Below are 14,346 nucleotides of genomic sequence, written 5' to 3'. Positions count from 1 at the left end.
TTCTTTCTTCGCCCCGTTCCTCGTGCCATGAGATGCACTGCTCGAACACCTCGATAAACGGGTGGATCGAGTTCTCTCACGCTAATCATGTCCCTGCCAGAGGCTACCCGACAGGATACCGCCATGACAGACAAAGATGTCCCGCATCACGACGACGTTCGTTCCACGGATGCCGAACGCAGGGCGACCGTCGAGTTGTCCACCGATTACGGTGTCTTTCTCGCCGTCGGATATCTGGACCGTCATCGCGGGGACGAACAAATCGCGTTGGTGCACGGCGACGTCGAAGGGGACGATGTACTGGTCCGGGTGCATTCGGAGTGCCTGACCGGGGACGTTTTCGGGTCCCGGCACTGCGAGTGCGGGGACCAGCTGGAGGCGGCGTTGCGAGCCATCGTGAGCGAAGGACGCGGCGTGCTCGTCTACCTCCAGGGGCACGAGGGCCGGGGAATCGGCCTGCTGGCCAAGCTCCAGGCGATGCATCTCCAGGCGGAGGGGCTGGACACCGTCGACGCGAATCTCGCGCTCGGATTCCCTGCCGATGCCCGCGACTACCGGGTGGCGGCGGACATGCTCCACGACCTCGGGGTGCGGTCCGTACGACTGCTGTCGAACAACCCGCGCAAACGCGATGCTCTGCTCCAGCACGGCCTCAAAGTCACCGAGCAGGTTCCGCTTCTGACCGCGCCGCGCAAGGAGAACATCTTCTATCTGCGGACCAAGCAGGAGCGCCTCGGCCACCACCTTCCGCACCTGGACCGGGCGACGGTCCGCTCCGCGGCGGAACCTACAGCGCCACCGGCAGTGCCTTGATCCCGTTGATGAAGTTGGACACGAGCCGCCTGGGCGGCTCCGCGACCGTGAGGAGCGGCAGCGCCTCCCGCACCTCCTCGTGCAGCACACGCAGTTGAAGGCGCGCGAAATGCGCGCCCAGGCACACGTGCGGGCCGTCCCCGAAGGAGACATGCGGGTTGGGCGAGCGGGACAGGTCGAGCCGGTGCGGGTCGGCGAAGACGCGTTCGTCGTAGTTGGCGGAGGCGTGGAAGACGACGACCTTGTCGCCGGTGCGTAGCGTCCGGCCGCAGAGGCTCACGTCGCGGGCCGCGGTGCGACGGAAGGACAGCACCGGCGGATGCCAGCGCAGCAGCTCGTCGACGGCGGTGTCCACGCCCACCTCGCCCGCCCGCAGCCGCCGCTGCTCGTCCGGGTGCCCGGCGAGCGCCAGGAGCCCGCCCGGCGCGGCGCTGCGGACCGTGTCGTTCCCTGCGACGGTGAGCAGGAAGAAGAACATCTCCAGCTCGGCGTCGGACAGTCCGGGCGCGGCGAGCGAGGTCATGACGTCGTCGCCGGGACGGCGCCGTTTGTACGCCGCGAGCTCGTGCGCGTAGTCGAACATCTCGCGCAGCATCGCGGGCGAGCGCGGATTGACCGGTCTCCCGTCGCCGTCGAGCACGGCCGGCTCGTCGGGGTCCTGGTACGCGATGACGCGTTCGGTCCACGTGAACAGCAGTCCCCGGTCGCTCTCCGGAACGCCGAGCAGGTCGGCGAGGTTGAGCAGGGCGTAGTCGTCGGTGACGGCGGCCACGAGATCGACGACCGGGCCGGACTCGCGTGCGACGCCGAGCAGTTCCCGTGCCCGGGCCCGCGCGGCGGCCGTGAAGCGGTCGACACGGCCGGGGGTGAAGGCCCGGCTCACCAGTCGCCGCAGCCGGCCGTGGTCCGATGGGCCCTCCCCCGCGTGGCGAGGGGAAGGGTCCTGGTTGAGCATCATGCGGCGGATGAAGGGCAGATCGGCCGGGTCGGGGTCGCGGATCTGTGTCGCTCCGAGCCACGACGAGAAGCTCTCCGCGTCCTTGAGCACGCGGACGACGTCGGCGTGGCGGGTGACCGCCCAGAAGCCTGGCCCGGCGGGCCAGCCCAGCACCTCGTACTCGTCCTGCCAGGCGACCGGGTGACGGTCGCGCAGTTCGCGGAAGGCGTCGTGCGGCGGCCCGTCTGCGTAGATCCGCGGGTCGAACACGTCGGGGACCGTGGCTGTGCTCATGCGTCGGCCCGCAGGAAGTCCTCGACGGTACGGATCAGTTGCAGCGGTGTCTCGTCCATCGCGTAGTGCCCCGCGGCCGCCAGCTCGGTGAGCTCGCCCCGTGCGTACCAGCGCAGCCATGTGTCCCGCATCAGCTCGGCGCCCAGCGCGGGGTCGAGTGCGCCGACGACGGCGAGCGCCGGGACGGTCGAGCCCTCGACGTCGCTGTGGAAGTCCTCGACCGCCCAGGAGTCGAGCCAGGCACGGAAGGCCTTGGGGTCGCTGCGCCGCAGCGAGCGCTGCACCATGCGGTCCAGCCAGGCGGCGGGCCGTACCGAGCCGGTGGTGATGTCGATGATGGTGCGCCGGTCGGCGGGACTGTCGGCGGCGTCGGCGAAGAGCCCCCACTGGTCCGGTGGCATCGGCAGTCCGCCGGCCGGCACGGGTGAGATGCCGACCAGCCGCCGCACCCGGTGGGGTGCGAGCGCGGACACGCGCTGGACGACGGATCCGCCCATGGAGTGGCCGATGAGCGAGAAGCGGTCCCAGCCGAGCCGACCGGCGAGCGCCACCACGTCCGCGGCGCCCTCGCCGGTGGTGTACGCGCCTGGGGCGCCGATCGCCTCTCCGTAGCCGCGCAGGTCCACGAAGGCGTAGGTGAACGAGGCCAGGTCCAGGTCGGCGAGCACGGGGGCGTAGGCGCCGCGGTCGGCGAACCAGCCGTGCACGGCGATGACGCGGTGCGGTCCGTCGCCGAGCAGCGTGTGCGGAAGCACGAAGGGTGTCACGACGTCTCCGTTCGCGGGCTGGATGCGTACGGGACAACGGTGGCTTCCCGCCGACGGATCCGCCAGGGTACAGAACCGGCGTACTGTCCGACATGTCACATCCGCCAACGACGGAAATACCCGGCATGTACGCAACCTCGCCCCCTCCTCCTGACTCTGTATCGGTGGAACAGAGCGCCACGGAGGGTTTTGAGTTGAGCCGCAGCCGCAGCCGCGTCGGCATACGCCCGCGCACCACCGTCCGCGCCGCCGTGACCACGGGCCTCGCAGCGCTCGCGGTCGCGCTCACCGGCTGCTCCGGAGCCCCTGGCGGCGCCGGCTCGGACGCCAAGGCGGGCGGCGGCGGCAAGTAGCGCGAACCGCAGTTCCGGCTGCATCGGGATGAGCGACGCGGACGCGAAGGCGGTGTACGACGCGGTCCGGCCGGGCGATCCCTTCGAGATCACGGGTACGGACGCGAAGGGCACGATCGCCCCCGACAACGGCTACGGCGAGTGGAATCCGAGCTGGGCCGAATGGCAGGCCAAGAGCGCCCTGCGGTGACGCCCCCCGACCCCTCGTTGACACGATGTCCAACAATCGTTACCCCTGCGTAACTTACCGACGGGTTACCTCAGGTAAGCGTGGCCGGTTACCGTCGGGGCACTTTCGGACCGGCACGAGTCAGGAGTGACCGATGGCCCACCCCCACAAGGCCCTGCGCACGACCACGACCGGCACCGTCTCGGCCGCCCTCCTGGCCGGTGCCGCCTTCGGGCTGGCCCCGGCTGCCCCGGCCGCGGCCGACGGCCGGCCCGGTATCCGGTTCGTCGACATCCAAGGCGACGGCGGCACGGTGCTCAAGGCCAACGTCGTGACCCCGGCGGACGCCGGCGGGTCGCGCACGTACCCCGTCATCGTGCTGCCCACCAGCTGGGCCACGCCCCAGGTCGAGTACCTCGCCCAGGCCACGAAGCTCGCCGACTCGGGCTATGTGGTGGTCAGTTACAACGTGCGCGGCTTCTGGCAGTCCGGCGGACACATCGAGGTGGCGGGGCCACCGGACATCGCCGACGCGTCCAAGGTCATCGACTGGACACTCGCGAACACCCCTGCGGACCCTTCCAAGGTCGGCATGGCCGGTATGTCGTACGCCGCCGGGATCAGTCTGCTCGCCGCCGCGCACGACGAGCGGATCAGAGCGGTCGCTGCACTCAGCGGCTGGGCCGACCTCACCGACTCCATCTACAGCGGTCGCACCCAGCACGTGCAGGCCGCCTCGCTGCTCGTCGGCGCGGGCTACCTCACCGGGCGCCCGAGCCCCGAACTCCAGCAGTTCACCAAGGACTTCCTCGGCTCGAACCTCGCCAAGGAGGACGAGATGATCGCGTGGGGGAAGAAGCGCTCCCCCGCCACCCATCTCGACCGCATCAACCGGAACGGTGCTGCCGTCATGCTCGGCAACGCGTGGGGCGACACCATCTTCCCGCCCAACCAGTACGCGGAGTTCTACGAGCGGCTCACCGTGCCCAAGCGCCTGGAGTTCCGTCCCGGCGACCACGCCACGGCCGAGGCCACCGGTCTGCTCGGGCTGCCCAACGACACCTGGGCCAGTGCCCGGCGCTGGTTCGACCACCACCTCAAGGGCGCCGACAACGGCGTGGACCGCGAGCAGCCCGTCCGGATCAAGTCCCGCTCCTCCGGCGGCTACGAGACGTACCCCGACTGGAAGTCGGTCGGCGCGGACGCCCGCAAGATGGCGCTCGGCGGTACGAAGACGATCCGCGCGAACGTGGACTCCGGCGCCAACGGCGGCATCGTGATGCTCTCGAGCACCTTGGACCAGTTCCTGAAGGTGCCCCCGCTCGCTTCGATTCCCCTGCTGCCGCGGCCGTTCGCCGCGGTCTGGCAGTCCGAGCGGTACGGCACCGAGCAGCACATCCGCGGGACGGTGAAGCTGCACACCACGGTCACCAGCACGAAGGAGAGCGGCACCCTTGTCGCGTACCTGTACGACGTGGGCTCGCTCGGCCTCGGCAAGCTGGTGAGCAACGCCCCGTACACGTTCCACGGCGGGACTCCGGGCCGGCCGTTCGCCGTCGACCTGGAGCTGTTCTCCACCGCCTACGACGTACCGGCCGGCCATCGTCTGGCCCTGGTGGTCGACACCGTCGACCCGCTCTACATCGAGCACAACCCGTCCGGCGCACAGCTGACCTTCTCCTCGCCCACGGCCGACCCGTCGTACGTGTCGGTCCCGCTGCACAAGAAGTGATCTCCGGCTGCCGCCGGGACAGGTACGGCCGGGGCGACGTCCACGGCCTTGGTGTCAGGGACTGCGCATCCCGGTGCGGATCGGCGGGGCCGCCGTCATCACAGGGATGAACGGCCCATCGTAGTCGAGCTCTCCGGGGTCGCGCGCGCCACCGCAGATCCTGCGATTGATGTTCAGGAGGATGTGCATCTGCCCGTAGTGCTTGTTGACGTCACGCAGCTCGATCAACGGATCGACGCCCATACGCTGCCCTGCCCCATTTTCTCAGCGGTGTCGGGTCAGCGCAAACTATCCAGGCCGCCAAGGGACTTCACAGACGACACGCATAAATAGGGCATAAGCCGTATTTACCATCTCGCGGGTGGCCGGGACCGTCAGGCCTCGGCCGCCTCCGCGTACACCTGGGACAGCTCGGGCGAGCCGTGCGCCGCCCAGTCCAGCCCCGCCTCCACCACGTTGATCTCGCGGCCCGACGCGAGCCGCACCACCGGGTGACCACCCGGCCAGACATGCCAGGAGGCACCCCGGACGGTCCGCACGATCACGGTGCCGAGATAGAGCCCCGCGTCGTTGCCCACCCAGGGCAGTTCCTCCGGATCCTCCCGCCAGCGCGGCGGCAGCTGGTCCAGCGCCTCCAACGACGTGGGGGTGTCGTCCAGTTCCAGCCCTTGCTGCCCTGCCCGGACCCGCAGCAGCTCGCACTCGGCGAGGAGCTCGGCCACACCGTCGGGGTCGCCGCCGACGGCGGAGGCCAGCGATTGCCCACCCCGCTCACCGCCATGCCTTTTGCGCCAGTTGTCCAAGAAAGGGATGTTCATACCTCAGCCTCGCATTCCCATGGACGGGCGCACCACACGGCGCGCAGGAGGCGCCTCAGAGCTCGAGATCGACCACGACAGGGGCATGGTCCGAGGCACCCTTGCCCTTGCGCTCCTCACGGTCGACATAGCTGTCCTTGACGGCCTTGGCGAACGGTTCGTTGCCGTAGACCAGGTCGATGCGCATACCCCGGTTCTTGGGGAAGCCCAGCTGGCGGTAGTCCCAGTAGGTGAACGGGTGGTCGTACTTGAGCGGCCGGGGCACCACGTCGGAGAGCCCGACCTCGCGCAGCCGCTCCAGCGCGGCCCGCTCCGGCTCGGTCACATGGGTCATACCCTCGAAGAACGACGGATCCCACACATCTTCGTCCGTCGGTGCGATGTTGTAGTCACCGAGCACGGCGAACGGCCGGTCGCCCGCGGCGTCCTCGGCGACGGCGCCCTTCAGCGCCTCCAGCCAGGCCAGCTTGTACACATAGTGCTCGTGGGCGACCTCCCGCCCGTTCGGCACGTACACCGACCAGACGCGGACCGGGCCGCAGGTGGCGCCCAGTGCGCGCGGCTCCTGCACGCCGCCGTACGCCGGGCCGCCGGGCAGCCCCATGGCGACGTCGTCGAGCCCGACCCTGGAGACCACCGCCACGCCGTTCCACCGGCCGTCGGCGTTGACCGCGGACTCGTAGCCGAGCTCCCTCAGGGCCTCGCTGGGGAACTGCTCCGCGGTGCACTTGGTCTCCTGGATGCACAGCACGTCGGTGCCGCTGCTCTCCAGCCAGGCGAGCAGGCGCGGCAGCCGGGCGGTGATCGAATTGACGTTGAACGTGGCGATGCGCATGCCGCAAGCGTAACCGCGGGGTGTGACAGCAAGGTGTGGCAGTACCGTCCGACGGTCGGCGGCGCGCGCCCGTCAGACGTCGGCCGACTCCCCGGAGCCGAGCCTGCTGTGCTCGGCACCACTGAGGTTGCCCAGGTGGGTGTCGTAGATGGGGCGCGCGCGCTCGGTCAGCAGGGCGTCGTGGATGTCGATCGCACGGCGCGGCCCGACCTCGCGTACGTACTCGATGACCTCGGAGATCTTGTTCCAGGGAGCCATCACCGGCAGCATCAGCGTCTCCACGGGCTGCTCGGGGACGGTCAGCGCGTCGCCGGGGTGGAACAGCGAACCGTCCACGAGGAAGCCGACATTGGTGATCCTCGGCAGATCGGGGTGTATCACGGCGTGCAGTTCCCCGTGCACCTGGACGTCGAAGCCGGCGGCGGTGAAGGTGTCCCCGTTGCCGACGGTGTGCACGCGGCCGGGAAAGGCGGCCGACAGCCGGTCGGCGACGCTCCGCAAGGTCCAGATCTCGGCCCCCGGATCGGCGTCCATGGCCACGCGCAGGCGCTGCTCGTCGAAGTGGTCGGGATGCTCGTGCGTGACGAGAACGGCGTCCGCGCTCTGTGCGGCGTCCTCCTCGCTGAAACCGCCGGGGTCGATGACGAGCGTGCGGCCGTCCTTCTCCAGCCGGATGCAGGCGTGCGACTTCTTTGTGAGTTTCACCTCGGTGGCCTCCCTCGCGCGTACGCCCCTCCTGCGACCCTAGCGGCCCGGACACGGCGAGGCGCTGCGGGGCGGGGTCCTCTCCCACGGGGGTGCGGGCCGCCCGGTGGGCAGGTCCGGGGACTCGCCCCCGGCTGGCAGCTGCCGCCAGGTCACATCTTGAGGGCACCGGGTGCGGTGGATCACCGCTCCAGGTCGTGAAGATCTGCACCCACGCGGTGAGGGCTTCCAGCGCGCGACGGCACGCCTCGTCCTCGGGCAGGGGCCCGGGAAGGGGCAGGGCGGGGACGAAGCCCTCCGCAGGCGGCCACGACGCGGCGAGGGCTACTCCCGCGGGGTCGTCTCCTCGCGGATCACCGCCTGGGTGACCCGGAACGCCGAGTTGGCGGCCGGCACGCCGCAGTAGACCGCCGCCTGGATGAAGACCTCGCGGATCTCGGCGGGAGTCAGCCCGTTCCGCAGCGCGGCCCGCGTATGGAACGTCAGCTCCTCGAGGTGCCCGCCCGCGATCAGCGCGGTGAGCGTGACCGCGCTGCGGGTCCGCCGGTCCAGCCCGTCGCGGTTCCAGACCTCGCCCCAGGCGTACCGGGTGATCAGCTCCTGGAAGTCACCGGTGAAGTCGTCCGCCGAGGCCAGGGCCCGGTCCACGTGCGCGTCCCCGAGCACCTCGCGGCGGACCTTCATCCCGGCCTCGTACGCGTCGGGGCGCACCGCCCCGACGGCGTGCGGCTGCTCCGGGGCCGGAGCGATCTGGGCGACCGGGGCGGAGATCGAGGGGAACACCGGCGGCGCCGGGATCGCGGCCAGTGTGTCCTGCCAGGCCGACGAGAAGTGGCGTACCAGCAGGTCGGTGACCGCTGCGGGCTGCTCGACGGGCGCGAGGTGGGACGCGCCGGGAACCAGCGCGAGGCGGGCGTCGGGGATGCCGGCGACCAGGGTGCGGGCCTCGGCGGGTCCGGTGAGCTGGTCCTCGGAGCCGACCAGGACCAGAGTGGGGATGCCGACGCGCCCGAGGTCGGCCCGTACGTCGAAGGCGGCGAGCGCCTCGCAGGCGGCGATGTAGCAGCCGGGGTCGGTGGTCCGCACCATCTGGACGGCCCATTCGACGATCGCGGGCTGCGCCGCCACGAAGCCCGGCGTGAACCAGGCGTCGGGAGCGGTGCGGGCCATCGGGTCCATTCCGTTCGTGCGGACGATCACGCCTCGCTGGCGGAACTCGTCGGCGGTGCCGAACCGGGGCGAGGCCGCGACGAGCGCCAGCGAGGCGACCCGGTGCGGGAGCCGCAGCGCGAGGTCGATGCCGACCGCACCGCCGATCGAGCAGCCGACGTACCCGAAGCGCTGCACGCCCAGTCCGTCGAGGGTGGTGACGAGGCGGTCGGCGAGTTCGGTCACCGAGCTCGCGGGGTGCGCGGGGGCGCCGCCGTGGCCGGGCAGATCGAAGCGGAGGACGCGCCACTGCTGGGACAGCTCCGGTGTCTGCCTGTCCCACATGTGCCAGGTGGTGCCGAGCGAGGGCCCCAGGACGAGGACGGGAGCGTCGTCCGGACCGTCGATCCGGTACTGCAGGGTCTTCGAGGGCGTAGGCATCTGCGTGTCACTCACCCGCTCCACAGTAGTGAGCGGAGGCATGCGCTCCGGAATCAGGGGGTCGCCGTGGAGACGACGGACACCTCGGGTCGCGGACGGATCGGTCAGATCGACCGTGATGTGCTGGGCCGGCCTGGGGCCCTTCTGCCGGTGCGTGGTGCCGGCGGCCCAGAGGGGCTCGGCCCCGAAGGACCGTCCGGCGGTGGACGCGTCGCGCTCGCCGATGGTGGCGGTCCGGCCGACGGCAGGCCTTGGCGCCGGGCTCCTCCCAGGGCCCGGCAGCAGCCCGGCGGCGTCGAGGGCGTCCGGTACGCCGTGCTGATGAGCAGCGGCGGGCTGCTCGAGGCCTGTAGGGAGACGATCAGCCAGGAGGGCGGCGAGAAGTTCGCCGCGCCGACCGCTGTCATGCGCGCCGCGACGAGGGCGTGGAACGAATTCACAGGTGGCGGCGGTGTGCACCGGCAGATGATCGAGTGCCTCGACTACAGCGGTCTGACGACCGCGGCCCGGCAGAACACGATGCTGTCGGTCGACGCCACCGGCCCCCTTGCGAACATCGGCCTGATCAGCCACCACATGGCGCAGAGCTTGAATCGCGGCTCGAAGGCATCTGCGAGACCCTGACAATGGCGGGGCGCGCCCGGCAGTGGCGACGGTCCGCAGGGAGCAAGCGCGCCCGACAGCGGTGACGCATGTCCGGCGTGACACCCGCACCTAGCGAGGAAGGCGGGCTTCGATGAGCGATCCGGACACGGACGCCGCCGGGCGGAGCCAGGGCGAGACGGCCCGACTCTCGGCGATACGGTTGAGCGTCAACGATCAAGTGCGGCGGCTCGAGGTGGATCCGCGGACCTCGCTGCTCGACGCGCTGCGCGAACATCTGCGCCTGAGCGGAACCAAGAAAGGGTGCGACCACGGGCAGTGTGGCGCCTGCACCGTGCTGATCAACGGCCGGCGCATCAACTCCTGTTTGACGCTCGCCGTCATGCACGAGGACGACGAGATCGTGACGATCGAAGGCCTGGGCGGTCCCGATGGCCTGCACCCCATGCAACGCGCCTTCGTCGAGACTGACGGCTTCCAGTGCGGCTACTGCACTCCCGGCCAGATCTGTTCGGCTGTCGGCATGCTCGCCGAGGTGGACGCGGGTTGGCCCAGCCACGCCACCTCCGACGTGGCCTCGCCGCGGATCGCGTTGACCGATGAGGAGATCCGCGAGCGGATGAGCGGCAACATCTGCCGGTGCGCCGCCTATCCGAACATCGTCGCGGCCATCCGCGGCATCGCGGAGGGAGGCCCGGGATGAGGTCCTTCACCTACGAGCGAGCGACGGATGTACAGGCCGCCGTCGCCGCCGTGTCCCGGACCGGCGCGAAGTTCATCAGCGGCGGCACCAATCTGCTCGACCTGATGAAGCTCGACATCGAGAAGCCCAGCCATCTGGTCGACATCAGCCGGCTTCCGTTGCGGGACATCGAGGAACTCCCGGACGGCGGACTGCGTATCGGCGCCCAGGCGGCGAACTCAGACGTGGCCGCCGATGCCCTGGTGCGCACCCGCTTTCCGGTGCTGTCGGAGGCGCTGGTGGCCGGCGCCTCGGGCCAGTTGCGCAACAAGGCGTCCACCGGTGGAAACCTGTTGCAGCGTACGCGCTGCCCCTACTTCTACGACACAGCCGCGGGCTGCAACAAACGGAGTCCCGGATCCGGATGCTCGGCGATCGACGGGTTCAACCGGATACACGCGATCCTCGGCGCCGGCGACTCCTGCATCGCCACCCACCCCTCGGACATGGCCGTCGCGCTGGCCGTGCTGGAAGCGGAGATCGAGCTGCTCGACGCCGATCAGACGGTACGCCGCGTCGCCATCACGGACTTCCACCGACTGCCGGGCGATACGCCGCACATCGAGACCGTGCTGCGGCCCGCCGAGATGATCACGAGCATCGTCCTGCCCCCGCCTCCGCCGGGCCGGCAGAAATACCGCAAGGTGCGCGACCGGGCGTCGTACGAGTTCGCGCTGGTCTCCGTGGCGGCTGTGGCCTCGACCGATCAGGGAACGATCAGTGAGGCGCGGGTGGCGTTCGGCGGAGTGGCGCACAAGCCGTGGCGGTCCGTCGAGGCGGAGGCCGCGTTGACCGGCCGTCCGGCCACGATGGCCACCTATCGCGCCGCCGCCGAGGCGGCGATGCGCGACGCGGTCGGCCAGGGACACAACGACTTCAAGATCGAGCTGGCCAAGCGCACGCTGTGCCGCACGCTGGCGCAAGTGGCCCGGGCGAGCTGAGGAGGCGGCATGATCGGACAAGCCATGAACCGCGTTGACGGCCCGTCCAAGGTCGCCGGCCGGGCCACCTACGCCTACGAGCACTGGGAGGCCGGCCAACCGCTCTACGGGTTCATCGTCGGCGCGACGATCGGCAAAGGCCGTATCACCCGGATCGACACCGAGAACGCCGAACGCGCACCCGGCGTGCACATGGTGATGACCCATCTCAATGCCCCGGAACAAGGCCCTCGCGACGAGTCCGTTCCGTTCGAATACTGGCGCGCCCAACCGGTGCTGACAGGCCCCGACATTCACCATTACGGCGAGTCGGTGGCACTCGTCGTCGCCGCGACCCTGGAGCAGGCCCGAGCGGCGGCCGATCTCGTCGAAGTCGAATACGACGTCGGGCGGGGACGTTTCGTCTTCGCCGAGCAGGAAGACGAGGTGTACATCCCCAAGGTGGTCAATGCCGGGCTCCCCACCGACACCTCGGTGGGCGATTTCGATGCCGGGTTCGACAGCGCGGAGGTCAGGGTCGACCAGTACTACACGACGCCGTACGAGTTCTCGATGCCGATGGAGCCGCACGCGTGTCTGGTGGAACCGCGTGACGAGGACCTGGTCGTCTACGTCAGCTGCCAGATCGTCGATGCGGCGCGGGCCTCGATCGCCGGCACGCTTCGGATCGACCCGGCGCGGGTTCACATCGTCGCCCCCTTCGTCGGCGGGGGATTCGGCTCCAAACTGGGCATCCACTCCGAGACGATCCTGGCAGCGCTCGCCGCCCGCGCGCTGCGCCAACCGGTCAAGGTCGCGATGACCCGGCAGCAGATCTTCCAGCTCGTCGGCATGCGTCCCACGTCCAGCCAGCGGGTTCGGCTGGGCGCGGGGCAGGACGGACGGCTGACTGCGATCGCCCATGACGTCACCATGCACACGAACCCGAACGTGGAGTACGCCGAGCAGACCGCCGCCACGACCCGCAGTCTCTACGCCGCGCCCCACCGGTTGACCAGCCACAGGCTGGCGCCGCTCGATCTGCCGCCCGGGACAGACGTCCGCGCGCCGGGCGAAGCGCCGGGCATGCTGGCGGTCGAGTCGGCGATGGACGAGCTGGCCCATGCGCTCGGGATGGACCCGGTCGAGCTGCGGATCCGCAACGAGCCCACCGTCGATCCCGAGCGGGACGTGCCGTACAGCGACCGGCACCTGGTCGAGTGCCTGCGCGAAGGCGCGCGCCGGTTCGGCTGGGAGCACCGCCCCGCCACCCCGGCGAGTGTGCGCGACGGACAGTGGTTGGTCGGCTACGGCATGTCGGCCGCCATCCGCGGGCATTTCCAAGGGCCGACAACGGCGCGGGTGCGGTTGGGGGCGGACGGCACCGCCGTCGTCCAGACGGACATGACCGACATCGGTACCGGCACTTACACCATCCTGACCCAGGTCGCGGCCGAGGGGCTCGGACTGCCGCCCGATCGGGTGCGGGTCGAGCTCGGGCGTTCCGAGCTTCCCACCAGCTGGGGGTCCGGTGGCTCGTGGGGCGCCGCCGGCTCGAGCACCGCGGTGCATCGGGCGTGCCTGGCCCTGCGCGAGAAGCTGCTGGTCGCGGCGCGCGGCGACACACGCTCTCCGCTGCACGGCCTGGACCCGGCGGACGCCGTGTTCTCCGACGGCGACGTGGGGATCGGTGGCGCGTCCGAGGCGCTGAGCGAGATCGTCGCACGCAACCATCCCGACGGTGTGGAGGCGGAAGGCGGGATCCGCTTCATGGTCGATGATCCGAACTACACGGACTACTCGATCAACACCTACGGGGCCCATTTCGCTGAAGTGGGGGTCGACGCGGACACCGCCGAGATCCGTCTGCGGCGGATGCTCGGCGTGTTCTCGGTGGGCACCGTGCTCAATGCGAAGACGGCCCGCTCGCAGCTGATTGGCGGCATGATCTGGGGGGCGGGCGCGGCCCTCGAGGAAGAGGCCGTCGTCGACGCGCGATCCGGCGCCTTCGTCAACCGGGATCTCGCGCAGTACCTGGTGCCTGTCCACGCCGACATCCCCGACGTCGACGCCGTCGTCCTTGACGGATACGACGACAAGGCCAACGTCCTGGGCGCGAAGGGCGTCGGTGAGGTGGGCATCTGCGGCGCCGGTGCGGCGGTCGTGAACGCGGTGTTCAACGCCACCGGCGTGCGCGTGCGCGACTTCCCCGTCACCATCGAGAAGCTGCTGCCCGGTCTGCCACCGATGGATACCTGAATCCGAGACGGCGGTGCCGGTTCGCCTTCCCGTAGGCGTGACCCGGCGGTGTCCGGGTCCATCGGCGTCGGTGCAGCGACGAAGGCCCAGTCGTGGAGCCGCTGGCCCTTCGCCCCGCCCCGCCGATGCGCTCGCGCCGTTCGGGGCCGCGCCTCGCGGCCTCGTTGATCACCAGGCAACCGGTGTCTCCGTTCCCGAGGTACAGGCGTTCGTGGGTGAGGGGGCCCTCGTCCCGCGAGGAGGCTCCGGAATCAGGGGGTCGCCGTGGAGACGACGAACACCTTGGGCGCGGACGGATCGGTCAGATCGACCGTGATGTGCTGGGTCGGCCTGGGGCCCTTCTGCCGGTGCGTGGTGCCCGCCCAGGAGCGCTCGGCCCCGAAGGACCATCCGGCGGTGGACGCGTCACGCTCGCCGATGGTGACCTCGCCCGTCTTCAGTGCGGAGCGGCTGGTGCCTGCCTTCTCGAGGAAGAGGTCCAGGCCGGCGGCGGTGGTCCGGAAGGTGACGTAGAGGCGGCTGGACTTCCAGTTGGAGGTCTCGTAGTAGGCGACCTCGGTCGACTTCGCCGGGATGGGCACCTCGAAGACGCGGCGCTTCATCTTCGACGGCCAGTGCTCGCGCAGACCGCTGGCCGACGACTCCCTCTCCTTGTCCCGGCCGCTGTCGCGGCTCTGCTCCGCGGAGATCACCAGATACCCGGCCGGGATGCCGATGAGCAGCACGATGACGATCGCCGTCAGCCAGCGGCGCCGGATCATGTGGCGCCGGTCCTCCGGCGGACGCACGACCTCGTCCGGACGGACGGC

At 70.3% G+C, this 14,346-nt stretch carries 16 protein-coding genes; 8 read left to right on the top strand and 8 right to left on the bottom strand.

Annotated elements, in window-relative coordinates:
• Window positions 1–123: 123 nt before the first annotated feature.
• Entirely contained in the window at window positions 124–813 is a 690-nt protein-coding gene (gene ribA / locus ABT078_RS01640; RefSeq protein WP_351222625.1) for a GTP cyclohydrolase II, read from the top strand.
• Here the strand turns inward: ribA and ABT078_RS01635 are convergent.
• On the bottom strand, window positions 788–2,044 hold the full coding sequence (locus ABT078_RS01635) for a cytochrome P450 (protein ID WP_351222623.1): 1,257 nt from the start codon (window positions 2,042–2,044) through the stop codon (window positions 788–790). The two genes, ribA and ABT078_RS01635, sit on opposite strands and share 26 nt — an antisense overlap.
• Window positions 2,041–2,811 (bottom strand): alpha/beta fold hydrolase, encoded by a 771-nt coding sequence (locus tag ABT078_RS01630; protein WP_351222621.1) that lies wholly within the window; start codon window positions 2,809–2,811, stop codon window positions 2,041–2,043. The genes ABT078_RS01635 and ABT078_RS01630 overlap by 4 nt, the downstream gene beginning before the upstream one ends.
• A 194-nt stretch (window positions 2,812–3,005) precedes the next feature.
• Here ABT078_RS01630 and ABT078_RS01625 point away from each other — a divergent pair, with 194 nt between their 5' ends.
• The 3 genes from ABT078_RS01625 to ABT078_RS01615 all read left to right on the top strand — a co-directional run bounded on the left by ABT078_RS01625 (window position 3,006) and on the right by ABT078_RS01615 (window position 5,065).
• Window positions 3,006–3,164 carry a hypothetical protein gene (locus ABT078_RS01625; protein WP_351222619.1) on the top strand — a complete coding sequence of 53 codons (159 nt, stop codon included), beginning with the start codon at window positions 3,006–3,008 and terminating at the stop codon, window positions 3,162–3,164.
• Window positions 3,165–3,192: 28 nt separating this feature from the next.
• Window positions 3,193–3,354: a hypothetical protein gene (locus ABT078_RS01620; protein ID WP_502981130.1), complete on the top strand. Its 162-nt coding sequence runs from the start codon at window positions 3,193–3,195 to the stop codon at window positions 3,352–3,354.
• A gap of 133 nt (window positions 3,355–3,487) precedes the next feature.
• On the top strand, window positions 3,488–5,065 hold the full coding sequence (locus ABT078_RS01615) for a CocE/NonD family hydrolase (protein WP_351222617.1): 1,578 nt from the start codon (window positions 3,488–3,490) through the stop codon (window positions 5,063–5,065).
• A gap of 54 nt (window positions 5,066–5,119) precedes the next feature.
• On the opposite strand, the gene ABT078_RS01610 is transcribed toward ABT078_RS01615, so the two are convergent.
• From ABT078_RS01610 to pcaDC, 5 genes are all read right to left on the bottom strand, one after another.
• Window positions 5,120–5,308 carry a hypothetical protein gene (locus tag ABT078_RS01610; protein WP_351222615.1) on the bottom strand — a complete coding sequence of 63 codons (189 nt, stop codon included), beginning with the start codon at window positions 5,306–5,308 and terminating at the stop codon, window positions 5,120–5,122.
• A 131-nt stretch (window positions 5,309–5,439) separates the two neighbouring features.
• Window positions 5,440–5,883 (bottom strand): DUF6278 family protein, encoded by a 444-nt coding sequence (locus ABT078_RS01605; protein WP_351222613.1) that lies wholly within the window; start codon window positions 5,881–5,883, stop codon window positions 5,440–5,442.
• Window positions 5,884–5,938: 55 nt separating this feature from the next.
• The gene (locus tag ABT078_RS01600; RefSeq protein ID WP_351222612.1) at window positions 5,939–6,718 is read right to left on the bottom strand and encodes an exodeoxyribonuclease III; all 780 of its coding nucleotides are present in this window, start codon (window positions 6,716–6,718) and stop codon (window positions 5,939–5,941) included.
• 72 nt (window positions 6,719–6,790) lie between these two features.
• Window positions 6,791–7,423: an MBL fold metallo-hydrolase gene (locus ABT078_RS01595; protein ID WP_351222610.1), complete on the bottom strand. Its 633-nt coding sequence runs from the start codon at window positions 7,421–7,423 to the stop codon at window positions 6,791–6,793.
• A 324-nt stretch (window positions 7,424–7,747) separates the two neighbouring features.
• Window positions 7,748–9,055: a bifunctional 3-oxoadipate enol-lactonase/4-carboxymuconolactone decarboxylase PcaDC gene (gene pcaDC, locus ABT078_RS01590; RefSeq protein ID WP_502981129.1), complete on the bottom strand. Its 1,308-nt coding sequence runs from the start codon at window positions 9,053–9,055 to the stop codon at window positions 7,748–7,750.
• Between the two features lie 24 nt (window positions 9,056–9,079).
• Here pcaDC and ABT078_RS01585 point away from each other — a divergent pair, with 24 nt between their 5' ends.
• From ABT078_RS01585 to ABT078_RS01570, 4 genes are all read left to right on the top strand, one after another.
• Entirely contained in the window at window positions 9,080–9,637 is a 558-nt protein-coding gene (locus tag ABT078_RS01585) for a roadblock/LC7 domain-containing protein (protein WP_351222608.1), read from the top strand.
• Between the two features lie 112 nt (window positions 9,638–9,749).
• Window positions 9,750–10,319: a 2Fe-2S iron-sulfur cluster-binding protein gene (locus tag ABT078_RS01580; protein ID WP_351222606.1), complete on the top strand. Its 570-nt coding sequence runs from the start codon at window positions 9,750–9,752 to the stop codon at window positions 10,317–10,319.
• A complete protein-coding gene (locus ABT078_RS01575; RefSeq protein ID WP_351222604.1) occupies window positions 10,316–11,299 on the top strand; it encodes an FAD binding domain-containing protein in 984 nt (327 codons plus the stop codon). Before ABT078_RS01580 ends, ABT078_RS01575 begins: the two co-directional genes overlap by 4 nt.
• Window positions 11,300–11,308: 9 nt before the next feature.
• On the top strand, window positions 11,309–13,537 hold the full coding sequence (locus ABT078_RS01570) for a xanthine dehydrogenase family protein molybdopterin-binding subunit (RefSeq protein WP_351222602.1): 2,229 nt from the start codon (window positions 11,309–11,311) through the stop codon (window positions 13,535–13,537).
• 251 nt (window positions 13,538–13,788) lie between these two features.
• Here the strand turns inward: ABT078_RS01570 and ABT078_RS01565 are convergent, their stop codons facing one another.
• On the bottom strand, window positions 13,789–14,298 hold the full coding sequence (locus ABT078_RS01565; RefSeq protein WP_351222925.1) for a hypothetical protein: 510 nt from the start codon (window positions 14,296–14,298) through the stop codon (window positions 13,789–13,791).
• Window positions 14,299–14,346: the final 48 nt, after the last annotated feature.

The sequence above is a fragment of the Streptomyces sp. NPDC002133 genome, from assembly GCF_040296405.1.
Classification (GTDB): Bacteria; Actinomycetota; Actinomycetes; order Streptomycetales; family Streptomycetaceae; genus Streptomyces.
This window is presented reverse-complemented; position numbering and strand designations above follow the sequence as displayed.

Bases quoted from the DNA above. Each gene is read 5' to 3' on its own strand.
- ABT078_RS01610 (WP_351222615.1), bottom strand. From the start codon at position 5,308: ATGGGCGTCGATCCGTTGATCGAGCTGCGTGACGTCAACAAGCACTAC.
- ABT078_RS01600 (WP_351222612.1), bottom strand. From the start codon at position 6,718: ATGCGCATCGCCACGTTCAACGTCAATTCGATCACCGCCCGGCTGCCG.
- ABT078_RS01605 (WP_351222613.1), bottom strand. From the start codon at position 5,883: ATGAACATCCCTTTCTTGGACAACTGGCGCAAAAGGCATGGCGGTGAG.
- ABT078_RS01570 (WP_351222602.1), top strand. From the start codon at position 11,309: ATGATCGGACAAGCCATGAACCGCGTTGACGGCCCGTCCAAGGTCGCC.
- ABT078_RS01580 (WP_351222606.1), top strand. From the start codon at position 9,750: ATGAGCGATCCGGACACGGACGCCGCCGGGCGGAGCCAGGGCGAGACG.
- ABT078_RS01565 (WP_351222925.1), bottom strand. From the start codon at position 14,298: ATGATCCGGCGCCGCTGGCTGACGGCGATCGTCATCGTGCTGCTCATC.
- ABT078_RS01615 (WP_351222617.1), top strand. From the start codon at position 3,488: ATGGCCCACCCCCACAAGGCCCTGCGCACGACCACGACCGGCACCGTC.
- ABT078_RS01635 (WP_351222623.1), bottom strand. From the start codon at position 2,044: ATGAGCACAGCCACGGTCCCCGACGTGTTCGACCCGCGGATCTACGCA.
- ABT078_RS01575 (WP_351222604.1), top strand. From the start codon at position 10,316: ATGAGGTCCTTCACCTACGAGCGAGCGACGGATGTACAGGCCGCCGTC.
- pcaDC (WP_502981129.1), bottom strand. From the start codon at position 9,055: ATGCCTCCGCTCACTACTGTGGAGCGGGTGAGTGACACGCAGATGCCT.
- ribA (WP_351222625.1), top strand. From the start codon at position 124: ATGACAGACAAAGATGTCCCGCATCACGACGACGTTCGTTCCACGGAT.
- ABT078_RS01620 (WP_502981130.1), top strand. From the start codon at position 3,193: ATGAGCGACGCGGACGCGAAGGCGGTGTACGACGCGGTCCGGCCGGGC.